Here is an 18951-nt window from a genome sequence, read left to right as displayed (position 1 = left end):
CTCGGAGAGTCACCGCGCTGGAGGGGTTCAGATCTTGTTGAGTCCGAGGAGTGCGGCGCATCGCAGTTCGATGGGCGACAGGTCCTTGAGAGACAGACCCCGGTTTACGGGCGCCTCGGATTGGTGGCCGATGACTTCGCGGATCTCGAGGCGTGTTTCATCGCCGGACGCCGGGTCGGGTCCGTGGATCTCCTCGCGTACCTGTTTCAAATGTTCGGCGAACCGGCGCGGTAGATCAGGTCGCCGATTGATCCGCTCCGGATTCGGAGGGGCACCGGGTTCGACGTTCAGCTGCCAGGTACAGCGGCCTTCATCGGGTCCTTCGCGGACCATGCGGGTGGTGTATTGGCCGGGTTGGTTACCGACCATGTGGTGGTGTCGGGTGCAGGCGGGAGTGAGGTTGGTGATGTCAGTGAATCCGCCGTCACCCCAATCGATTTGGGCGTGATGCATTTCCACGTGGGCGGCGGGTACGCGGCAATCGGGAGTGGAGCACGATTCGCCGTCGGGCCGGGCGAAGGACACCAGGCGTTGTTCGCGAGTGGCCAATCGTTTGCCTTGTCCGAAGTACAACGGGACCGCGGTGGCATCTTCGAACACCGCCAACCACGGTTGCGCATCAGCGGCCAGCTTGATCAGATCCGGGATCGGGATCAACGTGCCGGTCGCCGTCGTCGCCACCCCGGCTTCACGGATCAGATCATTGAGGTCAGCTTTGACGATCAACTGCTCCGGCAGTCCGCGGTGACTGGTGCCGAGCATGCCGTCGTCGAACACTGCTTTGAGTAGCGCGTTGAACGCGTCATGGTTCAACTGCGCCGGGCTGCGGTCATCACGCTCGGCCGCGGCTGCCAGCTGGTCGGGGTCGGCGTCCTCGATCGACCCGCACGGGGATTCAGCATCATGCGGGTTGTTCATGCCGGGTTTCGCCCACACGGCCAGCATCATCTCCAACCGCGCCACCAACTCGGGGGTGAGGGTGCCGTTGAGTTTCGCGGTCCCGTCGGCACGTTGCCGGTTGAGCCAGAAGTTGCGGCGACGTTGCCGATCCGCATCATCGGCGAGGGTGCCGTCCGGGTCGAGATGGCCCAGGAGTCGGGCGCCGAGGTGGGTGATGTCGGCCGGGGTGTGCTCGACCGCGATCTCGGCCATCTGCTGTTCGGCCGCGACCTGCACATCATGGGCGACGGCGTGCGGAATCTGGTCGAGCACGTCGAGCACCGCGTGCACGTGCGCGGACCCGACTCGCCCGGCGGCGAACGCCTCGGCCAGCGCCGGATGTGCGGGTGCGAGGGGTTCACCGGTGGTCAGATCAGGAAACGATGCGGTGGCCCGGGTTTGTTCGAGACGTTTACCGGGATTGGCCATCCGCAGGCGGTGGGTCATGAACTGGATGATGCTGCGATGCCCGGTCTTGCGCGGCAGATCACGTTCGGTGGCTTCCACGATCTGACGATCGCCGGCGAAAGTCAGTCGCGCGATCGCCCGTTCGGTCTCTACCGCGACATCGACCAGTTCGGCATCCGAACACCCGGTCAGGTTCACTGTCTGCAGCTGATCGATGAGGGTGTGGATCTGGCCGACCAACACGGCGGGACCCGAGGGTGGCGGTGTGGTGGTGTCATCGCGCAGTGCGTGATCGGTCATGTGGTCACCCCCTGGAGACGTCGACTCGAATACGTGTTCGATAACTCGACTGTAGGCGCAATTCGGCTGCCTCGCAACGAGTATCGAGGATCAGATTCATTTCCGGACTTGTCGGTGGTGTCTGGTAGAGGGGCCTTTCGATACGCTCGCAAGCTCGCTACTCAAGGAACAGAAAGACCGCTCGCAAACTCGCTACCCAAGGAGCGGAAGGTTCCTCGCAAACTCGCCTCAGAGAGCGGAGAGTTGCTCGCAAGCTCGCTACTCAAGGAACAGAAAGACCGCACGCAAGCTCGCTACCACGGTAGCGAAGGGTTCCTCGCCAGCTCGCTACCCACCGATCGGACTGCACGCACTCCTACCTCGTTGCCCCACAACCGAAGTCGCATGCGACACCGATTCGGGATCTGCGACGCCAGCTGACGTCGCCGGACCGGATCGAGGTCGCATGCGACGTCGTTTTCGAAGTGGCGTCGGGGACGTCAGGCCCGGGCGGAGTGGATCGCCGCGATCCCGCCGGTCATGTTCTGCCAGCGCACCTGGTCGAAGCCGGCGTCGCGGATCAGGTCGCCCAGCGCGAACTGGTCGGGCCAGGCCCGGATCGATTCGGCCAGGTAGACATACGCGTCCGGGCTGCTCGACACCTTCGTCGCCACCGCCGGCAGCGCCTTCATCAGGTACTCCATGTACACGGTGCGGAACGGCTTGAACGTCGGCGTGGAGAACTCGCAGACCACCAGTCGCCCACCGGGTTTCAGCACACGACGCAGCTCGGCGAGCGCAGTCGGGACATCGTTGACGTTGCGCAGCCCGAAGGAGATGGTGGCCGCGTCGAAGGAGTCGTCGGCGAACGGGAGCGAGAGCGCGTCGGCCGCGACCTTGGGCACGTCGCGGTGGGCGCCGGCCTTGAGCATGCCGAGTGAGAAGTCGGCGGCCACACAGTGGGCACCCGACGACGCCAGTTCGACCGTCGACACCGCGGTCCCGGCCGCGAGGTCGAGCACGATGTCACCCGGACGCAGGTCGAGCGCCTTGCGTGTCTTCTTGCGCCACCCGCGATCCTGCCCGAAGGACAGCACCGTGTTGGTGATGTCGTAGCGTCGGGCGACGCCGTCGAACATGGCCGCGACCTCGGCCGGATCCTTCTCCAGACTTGCTCGCTGAGGTGGGTTCGCGCCCGTCGATGCCATGCCGCTCACGCTACCGCGCGCCGGCGCCACGACGAGCGTGAGGTACGCCGCACGCCGCCACCGCGACCGGTGTCCCGGCGATCAGGCGGGCCGGTCGAACTCGGCCGCGGCACCCGCCCCGGTCACCGACCGGTAGTGCCCCACCAGCTCGGCGCACACAGACGGCCAGGTCCGTGACCGCACCGCCTGGAGTGCCGCCCGACCGAACGCGGCCCGCACCGCATCGTCGTGCAGCGAGTCGACGATTGCCGGCAGGGCGGCCTCGAATCGCGCGACCTCGAGCAGGTACCCGGTGCGGAACGGCGTCACCAGATCGCACGGTCCGCCGGCAGCGGGGGCGATGACCGGCAGGCCGCTGGCCATCGCCTCCTGGATCGTCTGACAGAACGTCTCGTGTTCGCCCGCGTGCACGAAGACGTCGAACGAGGCGTACGCCCGGGCCAGCGCGTCGCCGCGGAGCTCGCCGGTGAACACCGCATCCGGCATCAAGCGTTCGAGGCGAGCGCGTTCGGGACCGTCGCCGACGATCACCAACCGCACCCGCGGGTCCCCGGACAGCCCGGCCAACCGTTCGACATGCTTCTCCGGCGCCAGCCGACCCACGAATCCGCACACCAGCGCGTGGTCGCGGTCCTGCCGCCACTGCGCGCGCAGAGCCTCGTCCCGACGGTCCGGCGCGAACAGGTCGAGGTCGACGCCGCGCCCCCACTTCCGGAGCCGCGGCACGCCGCGCACGGCGAGGGCGGTCATCGTCTCGCTCGACGGCGCCAGCGTCAGATCGCACATCTCGTGCAACAGGCGGGTGTATCGCCAGGCCGCCTTCTCCACCGCACCCAGCCGGTACGACGCCGCGAACCCGGCCACATCGGTCTGGAAGACCGCGACCACCGGCACGCCCAGCGCGCGCGCGGCGACCGCGCCCGCCGCGCCCACCACGAACGGGGAGGCCAGGTGCACGACGTCGGGCCCGAAGTCGCGCAGCACCCGGTACAGCAGCGGCATCGGAACCCCGACCGGCAGCGACGTCACCCGCGGAACCCGCACCGACGGCACCAGGTGCACCGCGGTCCGCCGCCCCACGATCCGCGGCGCAGAAGAACATCTCCGCGGTGTGTCCGGGGCGATGACGACCACCTCGTGGCCGGTGGATTCCAGATGCTCGACGACCCGCAGGACGGAGTTGACCACCCCGTTCATCTGCGGGAGGAAGCTCTCGGCGACGATCGCGACGCGCATGCCCCGACCCTGACCCGTCGACCTGACGGGCAGTGACGCAGTGCGTGACACGTCCCGCAACACCCGGTGAACACCCGACGACCCGAATCCCGGGCGTGATGCACAGTGGACGTGTGCCCGACACCGACCTACTCCTGCTGAGCCGATGGCTGACCCCGGTGCACGACTTCCTCGTGCCGCGCGTCGGCACCGGTGCGCGCATCGGCTTCATCCCGACCGCGTCGTCGATCTATCCCGACCAGGCCTGGCTCGACCTCGACCGCGGTTCCCTGCGCGAGCAGGGATTCGAGGTCGTCGACATCGATCCGGAACTCATCCCGGCGGCCACGTTCACCCGCGCGCTCGGCGAGGTCGACGCGGTGTTCGTCGCGGGCGGCAATGTCTTCCATCTCCTGGGTGCTCTCCGCCACGCCGGGGCCGACCGTCCTCTCGTCGCAGCGGTCCGGCTCGGTCTGCCCTACATCGGGGTCAGTGCCGGCGCGGCCGTCACCGGTCCCGACATCGCGCCGCTCGCGCTACTCGACAACCCGGCCGAGGCGGCCCCCCTGGCCTCGACCACCGGCCTGGAACTGATCGACGTCACGGTCGTACCGCATGCGGAGGGAACCGTCGGAGGGCGCGGACCGATCGACCGGACGCGTCAGGAGTTCGCCGACCATCCGCTGCACTTCCTGCGCGACGACGAGGCACTCGTGGTCTCCGGAGGAACCACCACGGTCATCGCGGGCTGAGGGACTCCGCGTCGGTCGCGCCCGGACCGGGGTCCTCGACAACGTCGACAACCGGGTCCTCGGCGGCAGCCGCCGAGTCCGCGTTCTCGCCGACCAGGTCGGCATCGGCCGAATCGTCACTGCCCGAATCGGCACCGGCCGAATCGTCACCGCCGGACTTCTCCGCATTCCGGCGAGCCAGGCGTCGGCTGAACTCCGCAACCCCGACCATCAGCAGGCCGACGACCAGCCACCCGACGACGGCCACCGACAGCCCCGGGATGATCGAGAGCATCGCGGTACGCCCGGTCGGTCGCGCGAGATCCGGGTTGTACGCGGCATATTCGACGCTGATGCGCTGTCCCTCGCTGAGCTCGGTGGGATACAGCAGACCGAAGCGCGGACTGTGGAACGAGCCGTCGGGGGTTTGGAAGTCGACGGCGGCGTGCAGTGCGTCCACCGAGACCACCTCGGCCATCACGGTGGCCTTGCTGGCCTCGATCGCCGAGTCGTTCTTGAAACAGCCGGCGATCAGCGACAGCGCCATCGCGGTGATGGTCAGACCGACGACGAGCAGCCCGAGCTGCACGCGCCGCTGGATCACCGGATTCATGCCGTTCAGGGTAACCGGCGGCGTCGGTCGCGACGGGACCGCCGTCGCGGGACTACCGCAGCCGGGCGGCGATCGCCGCGTGCACCGATCGCAGCCGATCGCGATCGGTGGCGACCTCGATCACCTCTATTCCGCCCGCCGCCGGTTCCTCGGCCAGTACGGCGCGCAGTTCGTCGACGCCGACCCGCCGGTGTGGGATGCGGAATCCCGCGCACATCGACGCGATGTCGGTGTGATGCGGGGTTCCGAAGACACGCTCGTAGGCGCCGGCGTACTGCCCGGTGTTGTAGCGCGGGTCGCCTTGCTCGAGCAGACCGAAGATCCCACCGCCGTCGTCGTTCGCGACGACGATCCGCAGCGAGTCGGGCCGCGGCTCCCCCGGCCCGATGACCAGACCGGTGGCGTCGTGGACGAAGGTGAGGTCACCCATGAGGGCGATGGTGCGAGCCCCGGGACGTTCGTGGTCGAGGGCCAGTGCGGCGCCGATGGCCGTCGAGTTGGTCCCGTCGATGCCGGCGACGCCACGGTTGGACAGGACGCGCACGCCCTCGGCGACCCGCCCGGCCAGCGCGATGTCGCGGATCGGATTCGACGCGCCGACGACGAGTTGGTCGCCCGGCGCCATCGCGTCGCTGACGGCACGGGCGACGTGGAGGCCGGTGGTCGGACCCGGTTCGTCGAGTTCCGCGGCGACCGCCCCGACCACCCGCTCCTGCACCGCGGCGCACTCCTTGAGCCAGTCCTCCCGTGGTTCACCGGCCACCTCGATGCGGGTACCGGTCGCATAGACGTTGCCCGAGACGTCGGGCCACCGCGGGCCGGTGGTCAGCGCGTAGACCCGGACCTCGGGGTCGGCGAGCAGCCGGGAGACCCCGCGGTGCAGGGTCGGACGACCGCAGATGATCGCCTGGCGGGGACGCACCGAGTCGAGGGCGAGGGGATGCAGCGGGGTCGCCGGATGCGGGGCGGTCGGTTCGGCGACCGTCGGCACACCGGCGAGCGCGGGATGTTCACCGGAACCGTGACCGGACACCACCACGGTGTCCAGCGACAGGTCGATGGACAGCGGGACGTCGAGCTTGCCGACCGGCGCCTGCGTCCAGGGCAGTCCGCCGGGTCGTCCGGCGAACGAGCCCAGGTCATCGTCACCGACCTCGTCCGGATCGGGCACGAGGGGCTCACGCAGCGGGATGTCGAACTGGACCGGGCCGGCGTTTCCGGTACGTGCACCGCGCGCGGCGGCGAGCACGCGTCCGACGGCCGACCGCCACTGGCTGTTGGTGTCCAGGTCCTGCTCGGCGAGGCCGAGGCTGATCGCGGCACGCACCTGGGTGCCGAAGATGCCGAACTGCTCGACGGTCTGGTTGGCGCCCGATCCGAGCAGCTCATAGGGCCGATTGGCGCTGATCACCACGAGCGGCACGCGGGCGTAGTTGGCCTCGAAGACCGCCGGCCCCATGTTCGCCACGGCGGTGCCGCTCGTCATGACGATCGGCACCGGCTCCTTCGACGACACCGCCAGTCCCAGTGCCAGGTAACCCGCCGATCGTTCGTCGATGCGGACGTGCAGCCGCAGCCGGCCCGCGACGTCGGCGGCGTGCAGCGCGAAGGCCAGCGGCGCGTTCCGGGACCCCGGGCACAGCACGGCTTCCCGCACGCCACCCCGGATCAACTCGTCGACGATGACCCGCGCCTGCAGCGTCGATGGATTCGGACCCGGTCGATTCATTCCTCAAGCCTAGGGACTCGAACTCCGGGCGATGCGCCGGGAGCGGCGTTACCCTGGTCGCGTGGGGTTATATGACGACCGCGTCGTCCCGCATCTGGTTCACCTGGCATGCGGGATGACCGCCCTGACACCACTGCGGCAACGCGCCTGCGCCCCGCTGAGCGGGCGGACGCTCGAAGTCGGCTTCGGCTCGGGTCTCAATGTCGGCCTCTATCCCGACACGATCACCGAGGTCGCTGCGGTCGAACCCTCCGATGTCGGCTGGCGGATGGCCGCCGACCGGGTCGCGGGGTCGTCCGTGCCCATCGAGCGCTCCGGGCTCGACGGCCAGGTACTGCCGTTCGACGACGACTCCTTCGACGCCGCGTTGTCGACGTTCACGCTGTGCACGATCCCCGACCTGCGCGCAGCCCTCACCGAGATCCGCCGCGTCCTGCGTCCGGGCGGCACCCTCGGCTTCCTCGAACACGGTCTCGCGCCCGACGAGAAGGTGCGCCGCTGGCAGCACCGCCTCGAGCCGATCCAGAAGCGCCTCGTCGGCGGCTGTCACCTGACCCGTGACGTACGAGACGAACTGACGGCGGCGGGCTTCACGCTCGGCAACGTCGACTCCTTCTATCAACCGGGAGTCCCGAAACCGCATGGGGCCCTGAGCCTGGGCACCGCAGTACCTGCCTGACCCCGCCTCGCCCTCGCGCGGCGCCCGCCGGGGTGCTGCCCTACTGTGGTTCCAATGCGTCGCTGGACACTGCTGGCCGTTCTGACCGCGGCCGCGACGCTGATCCTCGACATCTTCGACGTCGACGCGGCGGCCCTGTTCGCCGGTCTCGTCGTCGCCGGCCTGCTGGCCATCGCCGGGCGGGCGCCGCGACGCCGCACCTCCACGGACGATCCCGACGCCCCGATCGTGCCACGCTGGGCGTTCGTGTCGTCGCAGGGCGTGCTCGGCGTCTACATCGGCACGGTGGCCGATCCAGAGACGGTGAGCGGACTCGGCTCGTCGTGGTTCCCGGTGCTGGTGATCGGCGTCGCAACCCTGGCCATCTCGATCGTCTGCGGTGCTCTGCTCGGACTGCATCGCGACGTCGACCCGCTCACCGGTTCGCTCGCGCTCGTGGCGGGCGGCGCCTCCGGGCTGGTCGCCCTCACCCGCGAGTTCGGCGGCGACGAACGGATGGTCGCGGTCATCCAGTACCTACGGGTCGCGCTCGTCACCGTCACCATCCCGCTCGTCGCGTCCCTCGTCTTCGGAGCAGGCGAAGGCGCCGTGGAGATCCTCCCGGCGTCGTGGACCGATCAGGCGTGGGGTCTGTTGCTGCTCGGGGTGTGCCTGGGAGTCGGCATCCCCGTCGGACGACTACTGCACCTCCCGGCCGCCGGGCTGCTCGGTCCGCTCGCGTTCTCGGCGGCCGCCGAGCTCACCGGTATCGCCGGCGACGCCGCGGTCTCTCCGATCCTGCTCACCGTGGCCTACGCGCTGATCGGCTGGCAGGCGGGACTCGGCTTCACCATGGAGCGTCTTCGAGAGATCGGACGCGTTCTGCCCTATGCGCTCGTCCTCATCCTGGCCATCGGTGTCGGTTGCGCGCTGCTCGGCGTTGCACTGTCGGCATGGACCGGGGAGTCCATGTTCGACTGCTATCTCGCGACCACCCCCGGCGGCATCTACGCCGTCCTGGCAGCGGCCACCGGCGCGGGCGGCAACGTGGCCTTCGTCGTCGCGGCCCAGATCCTGCGGGTGCTCCTCATGCTCTTCGTGGCGCCGTTCGCGGCACGGGCCGCGTCCCGGCGCGGCGGCGGAACAAGGATCTGACTCCCCGGTCACATGTGACCCGCGTCCCACGTAAGGTCAGAGAGATGAGCGGGGAATCCACCACCGAGACATCCAGCAACGAGAACCGGCCCGCCGCCGGTTCGCACGGCCGCGAGTTCGACGTCGTCGTCTACGGCGCCACCGGCTTCGTCGGCGAGATCACCGCCCGGTATCTCGCCGACCACGCTCCGATCGGCACCAAGGTCGCGCTCGCCGGCCGCAACGAGTCCAAGCTCGCCAAGGTGCGCGAACGACTGCCGCTCCGGGCGCACGACTGGCCCCTGATCGTCGCCGACTCCAACTCGCCGGCCGCGCTCGATGCGATGGTGGCCCGCACGCAGGTCATCTGCACCACGGTCGGCCCCTACCTGAAATACGGCGAGGCACTCGTGGTCGCGGCCGCGACCGCCGGGACCGACTACGTCGACCTCACCGGCGAGGTCCCCTTCGTCCGCTACTCCATCGACAAGGCGCACGACACCGCCGTCGCCTCGGGTGCACGCATCGTCCACTCCTGCGGATTCGACTCCGTCCCGTCCGACCTCACCACCTACGCGCTCTACAAGAAGGTCGCCGAGGACGGGGCGGGCGAGATGACCGACACCACCCTGGTGGTGAAGTCGATGCGCGGCGGCCTGTCCGGCGGCACCATCGACTCGATGCGGGTCATCGCCGACGAGGCCAGGAACTCGCAGGCCCGGCGCCTGATGCTCAACCCGCAGGCCCTGTCCGGCGGTCCCGGCGAGGTCCCGCGGGTCAGCATGTCCGACGAACCGAGCGACCTGTCGATCATCAGCGCCAAGAAGGTCGACCCCTCGCTGCGCGGCACCCTCGCCCCGTTCTTCATGGCGGCACACAACACCCGGATCGTTCGTCGTTCGAATGCGCTGCTGGACAACGCCTACGGCACGAACTTCCATTACGCGGAGACGATGAACGTCGGCGGCGTCCCGGCCGTGTCGACGCTGGCGGCCGGCGCGGTCGCGGTCGGCACCGGCGTCTTCATGGGGGCGATGAGCTTCGGCCCCACCCGCCGCCTCCTCGACCGCGTCCTGCCCAAGCCGGGCGACGGCCCCAGCGAGAAGTCCCGCAACAGTGGATATTTCGTGGTCGAGACGTTCACGCGGACGACCACCGGCCGTCGCTACCGATCGCAGATGCGCGCCCAGGGCGACCCGGGATACAAGGCGACCGCGGTGATGCTCGCCGAGAGCGCCCTGGCGCTGGCGCTCGACCGCGATCGGCTACCGTCCCGCACCGGGGTTCTCACGACCGCGGCAGCGATGGGCGATGCACTCATCGACCGCCTGCGCGACGCCGGATTCACCATCGAGGCAACCGAACTCGGCTGAACCGGCCGCTCGAGCACCGGTTCGCACATCGTCTGGCACTCTCTACCCGAGAGTGCTAGACGAGTGCGCGAACCGGTGCTATCTTCGGTGTCAGTACAGCGTTGAGCTGCTCGCCTGCCGAGTGGCGAGCAGCCTTGTGAGACAGGAGGTGAACTGCTGTGCTGCGTTTCGATCCCTTCTCCGACATGGATGCCTGGGCCCGGGGCATGCTGACCGGTTCGGCGGCCGGAACCGCGCGTACACCCAAGTTCATGCCCTTGGACCTCTACAAGGTCGACGACCACTACATGCTCGTCGCCGACCTGCCGGGCGCGGACCCTGGCTCGATCGACGTGAGTGTCGACAACGGCGTACTCACGTTGTCCGCGCAGCGAAGTGCCCCGTCCGACGAGGGTGTCCAGTGGCTGGCCAGCGAACGGTTCTCCGGCACCTACCGCCGCCAGGTCACCCTCGGTGACTCCATCGACAGTGCCGGCATCTCCGCGCGCTACGACAACGGCGTGCTCACCGTGACCATCCCGGTGGCCGAGAAGGCCAAGCCGCGTCGCATCGAGGTGGAGAGCCACAACAGTCCGCAGGCCATCGAGACCGGAACTGTCACCTAACCCGAAACCCATGTCCCCGAGCATCATCGGGGAGATCGCACCGGACGGTCGGTTCGCCGGACAACGGCGCACCGGCCGTCCGGGTGTGTCACCGGCGGTCCGTTACCGGACTATCGGCCGGTCCACGTGGACAGCGGTTCCGGACGGCCGAAGAAGAAGCCCTGCGCGTAGTCGAAGCCGAACTCGGTGAGGACCTCCAGCACGTCGTCGCTCTCGATGCCCTCCGCCACCATCCGCAGACCGGTGGCCGCCGCCATCTCCGAGATCGCCCGCACCACAGCACGATCGGAATGACTGTGGACCAGCTGGTCGATCAGCGTGCGATCGACCTTCAGGACGTCGACCGGCAGGTCCCGCACATAACGAAGGGCGGAGAAGCCGGCGCCGAGGTCGTCGACGCAGATGGTGCACCCGAGGTCGTGCAGCGCGTTGACGGTCCGGGCCGCCGAGGTCTCGAGGCGGATCACCTGATCCTCGCGGACCTCGATCCAGACCCGGGCCGGATCGACGCGGTAGTCGCGGATCAGACCGTCGATGTAGGCGACGAGGCCGTCGTCGGACAGCTGCTGGCAGGACAGGTTGAGCGAGACGAAACCCTCGTCACCGGTCATCCGGGAGATGTCCGCGGCGAGATCCCGGATGGCTTCCCCGATGGCATGCCGGCCGATCGGCGCGAGCAGCGAGATGCCTTCGGCCACCGCGAGAAACGCATCTGGGGCAAGCACTCCGGATTCGGTGTGCCAACGCAGTAGCGACTCATAGCCGACCACCCGACGGTCGGGCATTGCGACGATCGGTTGGTAGAAGACCGAGAAGTCCCGCTCGACGGACCGGGTGAGCCATGCCGTGAGGTCGACCTCCGCGCTGATCTGCCGCACCATACTCGGGTGCGCGAACTCGACATGCACCCGGCGGGTGAGGGCGACGCACAGGGCGGCGTCGGCGTGACGCACCAGATCGGCCTCGTCCGAGACCCCGTCGAGGTCGGCGCCGACGGCGACGCCCATGCAGACGTCGAGGAATCCGCTGCGATCTCCGTCGCTGACGGTGTGCGCACCGAGTTTGCGCCGTGCCGCGTCGATGAGCGCGTCATGGCCGCCATCGGTGGCCGAGAGAGTTATCAGCCACTGCAGATCCGACCTGCGTTCGAACCGCGCACGTGGACTGATCGGCATCAGGACCTGGGCGACGAACGATTCGGCGATGGACACGACGGCGCCGTGCCCGTAGGCGACGACGGCACGGTGGTAAGGGTCGACCTCGACGGCGATCACCGTTGCGCCGCGACTCAACACTGCATCATCTACTGTCGTCCGATCCCCCCGCCGCGGCCCGAACGCCACGTTCCTCGGCAGGATTTTAACCGCAGACCGGCTCGTCCTGTACAGGACAACCCCGACCCGAAACCGGTGCAATACATCGGATATGATCCGCGGACTCAGAGGAAGTGGCGCCACGGCAATCGTCGATGCAGCGCATGATCCGTGTCGTGACGGTGGAAATCTGCGCCTTCTGTATCCGGCGACTCTCGTTGTCGATTGACCTCCATCGGATTCGGGGGTGCCGCGGGCCGCATTCTCTTTTGATCACACCCCGCAAACAATTAGAAAGGCTAGAAAACGGCTGCTAAGGTGGGAGCCAGTCCTGTGTGCAACGCCACTCAGGATTCGTTAGTTCGGGTTATGATTTTGATCCCGTAAATCACCGAGTTCGGAGAACCCGTGGTCGCTCGCTCGGCCGAAACGACGGAAAGCGGTCCCGGCGTATGGCCTTGATCAGAAACATGATGCGCCGCTACGATGCGCGGTCCATGGCAACGCTGATCAGTACCGGTGGCGTGCTCCCGCTGCCCATCATCAGCGTCCTCGCACCCGACACCCTGAAGCCCGGAAAGATGATCATCCTGATGGTCATCTGGTCGTTCATCGCGCTGGTGTTCACCGTCACGATGCTCCGTCGCCGGCTGACCGATCCGGAGTTCGCGGTCCTGGGCGGCCTCGGCATCGTCGGCATCGGTGGCACATCCTTGATCCTCGCCGACCCCCGCTCCTCGGCCCTCGTGCTCGCGATCGTCGCGGCCATTCCCGCCATCGGCGCGATCACCGCGTCGACCCGGCTCATCCTGTCGCATCTGGCGATCGCGACCCTCTGCGCGGTGGTCGTCCTCGGCGTCACCACGACGTCGGGGCCGGCGTTCCTGATCAGCTTCGGGTCCATGTTCGGGATCATCGTGGTGCCCGTGTTCCTCGTGGTGGCCCTCCGCAAGTCGATGGAGGCCGTACTCGACCAACAGACCCGTCTCTGCGGGATCGATCCCCTGACCGGACTGCTCAACCGCCGCGGATTCCTCATCCGCGCGTCGCAACTGTTGTCCGCCGCACGCTCGTCCACCGGACGGATCGGCATCCTGCTTCTCGACGTCGACCACTTCAAACGGATCAACGACGAGTACGGGCACCTCGCCGGCGACGGCGTCCTACTGTCCGCGTCCGCCGCCATCCGCGAACACGCCCCTGTCGGTTCCGAGGTGTGCCGCTACGGCGGCGAGGAGTTCCTGCTGTTCCACGTGGTCCACGACGAGAACGAGCTGTGGCTCTGCGCCGAACGTCTCCGGGCCGCGGTGGCCGCCACGGCTCCGGTGACGGTCAGTGTCGGGGGCGTCTGTGCACCGCTGGTGTCCTCGCGCAACGGCGATGCCGGCTCCACCGACGACGTGATCGGGAACCTGCTGGGCCGCGCCGACGAATGCGTGTACCGGGCCAAGGAGAGCGGCCGGGACACCACCGTCATCGACACGATCGATCCGGTCGTGTGGAACGACGGCACGCTGAGCGCCCACGCCGCCGAGGACCCACCGGCATCGCCGCCGGCGGCAAGCCTGTACGAGGTCTTCTACCAGCGTCCGGCCGACTTGCTGGAGATGGACACCCGGCCCGGGAGACGCTGAGCATGTCGCGGCGACTGCAGGATATCGGCTTCCATCCGCATCCGGCGCCAGGTCTCCTCGGTGGTGTGTTCCTGGAGGCGGGCCCGATCCCACCACATGAGTCGGGTCCGGTAGCGCTCGTCGGGGAACGGCGTCGGCGGCACCGACTCGTCGACGCGGCCGCCGCCCGACTGCCAGCGCCGCAGCACGTGATCGGCCGCAGTGGCCATCATGTGATCGGTGCCCGACATCTCCATGATGACCAGCCCCAACCGTGACAGCTGCCCGGCCACAGACCTGGCGATGGGTGATCGCTCATCCACCCAGGCCGTCTTGACCTCGACGATCCCGCCCGCAAGCCGCTCTTCGATGGCGTTCACCAACTGCACCTGACCGGGCTGTCCGGCCCACTCGACGAGCGCGTGCGACTGCGCCGCCGCGCTGAACCGCGGCTGGACGCGCAGGCCGCCGCGGACCTGATCGGACTCGTCGAGCACGGCGAAGAACAGGGCCGTTCCCGCACCTGAGGAGACCTCGTCGTAATCGAGTGCGGCCGCACAGCCGTGCCGGTCGTACGACGCGGCGGCCCCGGCGAGGTACTTGTCCCACAGGAGCCGCTCCCGTCGCGGACTGGCCGCGATCACCGTGTACTCCGTACCGGCCTCCGGGGCGGTGGCCCGAAGCATGCCGGTCTGTACCACTTCACTGGCGGTTTTCATCGTTTTCATCGCAGTATTGCGCCTTCCATAAATAAGGAATTCGTTGCGAGATCTCCCCCGACCCCGCGTGTTATGTTGCCACAGCGGCAATTTTATGCTGGTGCAGAACCGTTCTTCTCGTCCAAAATCCGCACATATAGCCCCGGTTGGCGACGCCGAGTCGGGTAAGCCACCATGAGGTATGCACTACACGCCGGCCACTGCGGCCAACGTCTACTCGGAGTCCGAAGTCCCCGTTTCTCTCCTGGACGACGACGCGATCGACGTGACAGACATGACCACCCAGACCCGACGTGCACTCGACGAGATCCTGCCTCCGGTCGACCCCTCGGTCCGGGATGAAGAATGTCGATTCGCGTACTTTCCGTGGCGCAAATCGCTGGTGAAGATCCCCGGTCCGATCTCTTATCGTCGGCTGCGGCTGGACCGTAACAGGCATAAGCTGACCGCGGCCGATCTCGACGCCGCCGCCAAGCTGCGCATCGGGATCGTCGGATTGAGCGTCGGCCACGCCATCGCCCTCACCCTGGCCCTCGAGGGACTGGCCGGCGAATTACGTCTGGCGGATTTCGACGACCTCGAATTGACGAATATGAATCGAATTCCGGCAACATTGCTGGATATCGATACAAATAAGGCCATCGTGGCTTCCCGACGTATTTCCGAAATCGACCCGTACCTGACGACTTCGGTGTTCACAGAGGGCATAACCAACGAGAACATCGACGAATTCCTCGACGGCCTCGACCTCGTCGTCGAAGAATGTGATTCATTCGACGTAAAGGTGCTGGTACGGCATCGTTGCCGCGAACTGGGTATTCCGGTGCTGATGGAGACGAGTGACGGCGGAACCCTCGACGTGGAGCGATTCGATCTCGAACCGGAGCGCCCGCTGTTCCATGGTCTGGCCGGGGATCTCCGCATCGAGGACCTGGTGGGTCTGGACCGGGCACATCTCACCCCCCTGGCCGTCAAGGTCCTCGAACCGGCGAGGGTCACCGCGCCGATGGCGGCGTCGGCGATCGAACTCGGGCACACGGTCACGGCCTGGCCGCAACTGGCCGGCGACGTGCTGCTCGGCGGTGCGACCGTCGCCGCCGCGGTCCGCCGCCTCGTCCAGGGCCGTCCGCTGCCGTCCGGGCGCGTGCGCTTCGACCGCGACACCTGGCTCGACGGCCTCAGCGATCCCCTCGACGGTGCCGGCGGCACGGACGCAGGTACCGCCGAATCGCTCGCGCACAACGAGATCCCGGTCGACGAGATGTCCGACCTCGATCTCATCACGCACGCCGCGGCGCGAGCCCCGTCGGCGGGCAACCAGCAGCCGTGGCGGATCAGCGTCGACGACGACACCGTGACCATCGCCCTCGACCGGGACCGCACCTCGACGCTCGACGTCGAGCACCGCGCCTCCGCGGTCGCGGTCGGTGCCGCCCTGCACAACGCCCGTGTCGCCGCGGCCAGTCGCGGTGTGCTCGACGACATCGAGATCGTCGAGGACGACCAGACGGTTCTCGGACGTGTCCGGCTCAAAGGCCTCGGTGCGGGAGTGCACGCGCCCGAGTACGAAAGCGACCTTCAGGCGCTGCTCGCGCGGAGCACCCGGCGTGGACCCGGCGACGGCTCACCGCTCGGCGACGAGGACCTGCTCCGACTCACCGCTGTGGCCGACACCGAGACCACCCGACTCGTGCCCCTGTCCGACCGCACGCGGATCGCGACCTTCGCGACGATCTCGGATCGCTCCGACCGGGCGCGCTTCCTGACCCCCGCGCTGCACCGCGAGATGTTCGCCGAACTCACCGCCGACCCCGCGGCCGGTGCCGGGATCGACATCGCGTCTCTCGATCTGCCGCCGGCGATGGCCGGGATGCTCGACGTGCTCCGGCGGGGCGACGTGATGTCCCTGCTCGACGAGTGGGGCGGCGGCGCGGCGCTGGGGGCGGACGCCGCGGCGCGGGTCGCCTCGGCGTCGGGAATCCTGCTCCTGGTCCAGAGCGGGCGTACCCGGGCGGACTACATGCGAGCCGGGCTCGTCGTCGAACAGCTGTGGGTGGCCGCCGAGCAACTCGGCTATACCGTGCACCCCATGACGCCGGCCTTCCTGTACGCCCTCGACGACGCGACGGCGCACACGCTGTCGGACAACCACGGCGACCTTCTCGCGGGCCTGCGTCGCGAGATGGACGAGTTGTGTCCGGTCGCCGACGACGAGGCCGTCACCATCGCCTTGCGGGTGTCCCGATCGGATTCGCCGGCGGTACGCAGCCGGCGCCTCGAGGTCTGATCAGCCGCGCCTGACCGGCCAGGCCGGCCGACCGTCTAGGCCTGGCCGGGATTGAGCTTGATGAACAGCGCGTCCATCTCGGCGCACAGGCGGTCACCGTCGTGCATGGTGCCCTTGAGGAAGACCTTGCGGCCCTCGACCCGCTCCGCCCAGGCGTGTACGCGCAGGGTCGTGTTCAGCGGGGTGATCGAGCGGTACTGCACGTTCAGGTAGGCGGTGCGGCTGATGTGCTGCACGGCGACGGCCGAGGCGAAGCCGCCGATGTCGTCGAAGGCGACGGCGATGTGCCCGCCGTGCGCGGCGTTGTTGCCGCCGAGGTGGAAGTCGCGGAAGACGAGGTCGGCGATCACGCCGGTCTCGGTGACCTCGACGACCTCGTAGGGCGGGAGGGTGATGTTGCCGCGGGACGGCAGGTCGATCCGGGTGCCGGCCGGCGAATGCCATTCGTCGATGCGGACCTTCGCGAGGCGCTCGTTGACGGCGGTGAGGTGCTCGATGAGGTCGTCGACCAGTTCGTCGTCGGGGCAGGCGTAGCGCGCATTGTCCATCAGCAGGCGTACCTGTTCGCTGAACTCGCCGTACCGTGAACCGCCACGATCGGTGCTGACGTCGATGTGGGCGCGGAACCCGCCCTCGTGCGGGTCTTCCTCGACGGTCTCTACGGCATGGTCGTTAACGGTCTCTACGGCATGGTCGTTGACTTCACTCACCGGTCAACCGTATACGAAGACCGGTTCAGTGGCCGGACCGGTGCTCCCCGCCGGGGTCCGGACGGTGCCGATCGAAACGACGGTGCGCATCCAGATCGACGCACGTCCCGTGTCGGGCCAGGTCCCGTGCCTGGCCGGGAACGAAGTCGGGGACGCCGCGTGGCCCACGCTCTTTTTCGTCCCGCATCTTCACCGCCCGCCCCACGATGACGGCGACGACCGCGGCCACTGCGCACCACACGGCCACGACGACGAGAATCCACCCCCACGTGTTCATAGGTAAAGCAAAGCACCCCGAACTGGTAATTTACTGAAAATTCGCATCATATATGGTCCGCGACCAAGCGGTACTCAACAGGACATTTGTTCCACTCCACCGGGTTCCGGCTCCTCCGGACCGCCGCGACCACGGCCGTCCGCGGTCACTAGTCTGAGCGCATGAGCGCCGACGACACCCAGACCACCGACCAGCCGTTCGATCCGGCCCAGTGGGCCGAGGTGCCCGGATTCACCGACCTCACCGACATCACCTACCACCGGCATGTCGGTGAGGGCCGCGAGAACGGCATCGTGCGAGTGGCTTTCGACCGGCCGGAGGTCCGCAATGCCTTCCGCCCGCACACCGTCGACGAGCTCTACCGGGTACTCGACCACGCGCGCCGCTCGCCCGACATCGGCACGATCCTGCTGACCGGCAACGGCCCGAGCCCCAAGGACGGCGGCTGGGCTTTCTGCAGCGGCGGCGACCAGCGCATCCGCGGCCGTTCGGGCTACCAGTACGCCACCAGCCACGACACCGACGTCGTGGGCGCCGGCGCCGGCTCGGTCGACGAGGCGCGGGTGAAGGCCGAGGGCGGACGGCTCCACATCCTCGAGGTCCAGCGGCTCATCCGGACCATGCCGAAGGTGGTCATCGCAGTGGTCAACGGGTGGGCGGCGGGCGGCGGCCACTCGCTGCACGTGGTGTGCGACCTGACCCTCGCCTCCGCCGAACACGCCCGGTTCAAGCAGACCGACGCCGACGTGGGCTCCTTCGACGCCGGATACGGCAGCGCCTACCTCGCCAAGCAGGTCGGCCAGAAGTTCGCCCGGGAGATCTTCTTCCTCGGCGAGGCCTACGATGCGGAGACCATGCACCGGATGGGCGCGGTCAACCGCGTCGCGCCGCACACCGAGCTGGAGAACACCGCCATCGAGTGGGCCCGCAAAATCAACGGCAAGTCACCCACCGCTCAGCGCATGCTGAAGTTCGCGTTCAACCTCACCGATGACGGGCTCATGGGACAGCAGGTGTTCGCCGGTGAGGCGACGCGCCTGGCCTACATGACCGACGAGGCCGTGGAAGGCCGGGACGCGTTCCTGGAGAAGCGCGATCCCCGCTGGGACGACTTCCCGTACTACTACTGAGGCGACCCGC

General features: G+C 68.1%; 17 protein-coding genes. 8 read left to right on the top strand and 9 right to left on the bottom strand.

The genetic code is table 11. The features are described 5' to 3' along the window. Positions 1 to 27: 27 nt before the first annotated feature. The 3 genes from GAA2_RS04935 to GAA2_RS04925 form a co-directional block, all read right to left on the bottom strand. Positions 28 to 1647 carry an HNH endonuclease signature motif containing protein gene (locus tag GAA2_RS04935; RefSeq protein WP_006435289.1) on the bottom strand — a complete coding sequence of 540 codons (1620 nt, stop codon included), beginning with the start codon at positions 1645 to 1647 and terminating at the stop codon, positions 28 to 30. Positions 1648 to 2126: 479 nt separating this feature from the next. Continuing rightward, positions 2127 to 2834: a demethylmenaquinone methyltransferase gene (locus GAA2_RS04930; protein ID WP_006435288.1), complete on the bottom strand. Its 708-nt coding sequence runs from the start codon at positions 2832 to 2834 to the stop codon at positions 2127 to 2129. 81 nt (positions 2835 to 2915) lie between these two features. After that, positions 2916 to 4070: a glycosyltransferase family 4 protein gene (locus GAA2_RS04925; protein WP_024499799.1), complete on the bottom strand. Its 1155-nt coding sequence runs from the start codon at positions 4068 to 4070 to the stop codon at positions 2916 to 2918. A gap of 113 nt (positions 4071 to 4183) precedes the next feature. Here GAA2_RS04925 and GAA2_RS04920 point away from each other — a divergent pair, with 113 nt between their 5' ends. Beyond that, positions 4184 to 4801 carry a Type 1 glutamine amidotransferase-like domain-containing protein gene (locus GAA2_RS04920; protein ID WP_006435284.1) on the top strand — a complete coding sequence of 206 codons (618 nt, stop codon included), beginning with the start codon at positions 4184 to 4186 and terminating at the stop codon, positions 4799 to 4801. On the opposite strand, the gene GAA2_RS04915 is transcribed toward GAA2_RS04920, so the two are convergent. Both GAA2_RS04915 and menD read right to left on the bottom strand, forming a co-directional pair. Then, positions 4788 to 5393: a hypothetical protein gene (locus GAA2_RS04915; protein WP_006435283.1), complete on the bottom strand. Its 606-nt coding sequence runs from the start codon at positions 5391 to 5393 to the stop codon at positions 4788 to 4790. The genes GAA2_RS04920 and GAA2_RS04915 overlap by 14 nt on opposite strands. Before the next feature lie 52 nt (positions 5394 to 5445). Continuing rightward, positions 5446 to 7122, bottom strand: a complete 1677-nt coding sequence (gene menD / locus GAA2_RS04910; RefSeq protein ID WP_006435282.1) for a 2-succinyl-5-enolpyruvyl-6-hydroxy-3-cyclohexene-1-carboxylic-acid synthase — start codon at positions 7120 to 7122, stop codon at positions 5446 to 5448. Between the two features lie 61 nt (positions 7123 to 7183). Between menD and GAA2_RS04905 the strand changes: the two genes are divergently transcribed. The 4 genes from GAA2_RS04905 (at position 7184) to GAA2_RS04890 (ending at position 10892) form a co-directional block, all read left to right on the top strand. Further along, positions 7184 to 7801 (top strand): class I SAM-dependent methyltransferase, encoded by a 618-nt coding sequence (locus GAA2_RS04905; RefSeq protein ID WP_159405523.1) that lies wholly within the window; start codon positions 7184 to 7186, stop codon positions 7799 to 7801. 54 nt (positions 7802 to 7855) lie between these two features. Further along, entirely contained in the window at positions 7856 to 8935 is a 1080-nt protein-coding gene (locus GAA2_RS04900; RefSeq protein WP_159405524.1) for an AbrB family transcriptional regulator, read from the top strand. A 44-nt stretch (positions 8936 to 8979) separates the two neighbouring features. Then, entirely contained in the window at positions 8980 to 10287 is a 1308-nt protein-coding gene (locus tag GAA2_RS04895) for a saccharopine dehydrogenase family protein (RefSeq protein WP_024499797.1), read from the top strand. Between the two features lie 158 nt (positions 10288 to 10445). Beyond that, positions 10446 to 10892 (top strand): Hsp20/alpha crystallin family protein, encoded by a 447-nt coding sequence (locus GAA2_RS04890; RefSeq protein ID WP_006435278.1) that lies wholly within the window; start codon positions 10446 to 10448, stop codon positions 10890 to 10892. 110 nt (positions 10893 to 11002) lie between these two features. Here GAA2_RS04890 and GAA2_RS04885 read toward each other — a convergent pair whose 3' ends face one another. Then, on the bottom strand, positions 11003 to 12187 hold the full coding sequence (locus GAA2_RS04885) for an EAL domain-containing protein (protein ID WP_024499796.1): 1185 nt from the start codon (positions 12185 to 12187) through the stop codon (positions 11003 to 11005). A gap of 515 nt (positions 12188 to 12702) precedes the next feature. Here GAA2_RS04885 and GAA2_RS04880 point away from each other — a divergent pair. After that, positions 12703 to 13839, top strand: a complete 1137-nt coding sequence (locus GAA2_RS04880) for a sensor domain-containing diguanylate cyclase (RefSeq protein ID WP_232513064.1) — start codon at positions 12703 to 12705, stop codon at positions 13837 to 13839. On the opposite strand, the gene GAA2_RS04875 is transcribed toward GAA2_RS04880, so the two are convergent. After that, a complete protein-coding gene (locus GAA2_RS04875) occupies positions 13785 to 14546 on the bottom strand; it encodes a hypothetical protein (RefSeq protein WP_159405525.1) in 762 nt (253 codons plus the stop codon). The two genes, GAA2_RS04880 and GAA2_RS04875, sit on opposite strands and share 55 nt — an antisense overlap. A gap of 172 nt (positions 14547 to 14718) precedes the next feature. Here GAA2_RS04875 and GAA2_RS04870 point away from each other — a divergent pair, with 172 nt between their 5' ends. Beyond that, complete coding sequence (locus tag GAA2_RS04870; protein WP_159405526.1) at positions 14719 to 16824, top strand: Rv1355c family protein; 2106 nt, start codon at positions 14719 to 14721, stop codon at positions 16822 to 16824. A gap of 35 nt (positions 16825 to 16859) precedes the next feature. Here the strand turns inward: GAA2_RS04870 and GAA2_RS04865 are convergent, their stop codons facing one another. Then, positions 16860 to 17534, bottom strand: coding sequence for a PaaI family thioesterase (locus tag GAA2_RS04865; RefSeq protein ID WP_159405527.1), 675 nt, complete (start codon positions 17532 to 17534; stop codon positions 16860 to 16862). A gap of 25 nt (positions 17535 to 17559) precedes the next feature. Next, positions 17560 to 17811 carry a hypothetical protein gene (locus tag GAA2_RS04860; RefSeq protein ID WP_191834762.1) on the bottom strand — a complete coding sequence of 84 codons (252 nt, stop codon included), beginning with the start codon at positions 17809 to 17811 and terminating at the stop codon, positions 17560 to 17562. Between the two features lie 161 nt (positions 17812 to 17972). Here GAA2_RS04860 and GAA2_RS04855 point away from each other — a divergent pair, with 161 nt between their 5' ends. After that, a complete protein-coding gene (locus GAA2_RS04855) occupies positions 17973 to 18941 on the top strand; it encodes a 1,4-dihydroxy-2-naphthoyl-CoA synthase (RefSeq protein WP_006435270.1) in 969 nt (322 codons plus the stop codon). The last annotated feature ends 10 nt before the right edge of the window (positions 18942 to 18951 follow it).

The sequence above is a fragment of the Gordonia ajococcus genome (genome assembly GCF_012974285.1).
Taxonomy (GTDB): Bacteria; Actinomycetota; Actinomycetes; order Mycobacteriales; family Mycobacteriaceae; genus Gordonia; species Gordonia amicalis.
Note: the sequence above shows the minus strand (reverse complement) of the source record. Positions and strands in the feature narration are given on the sequence as shown.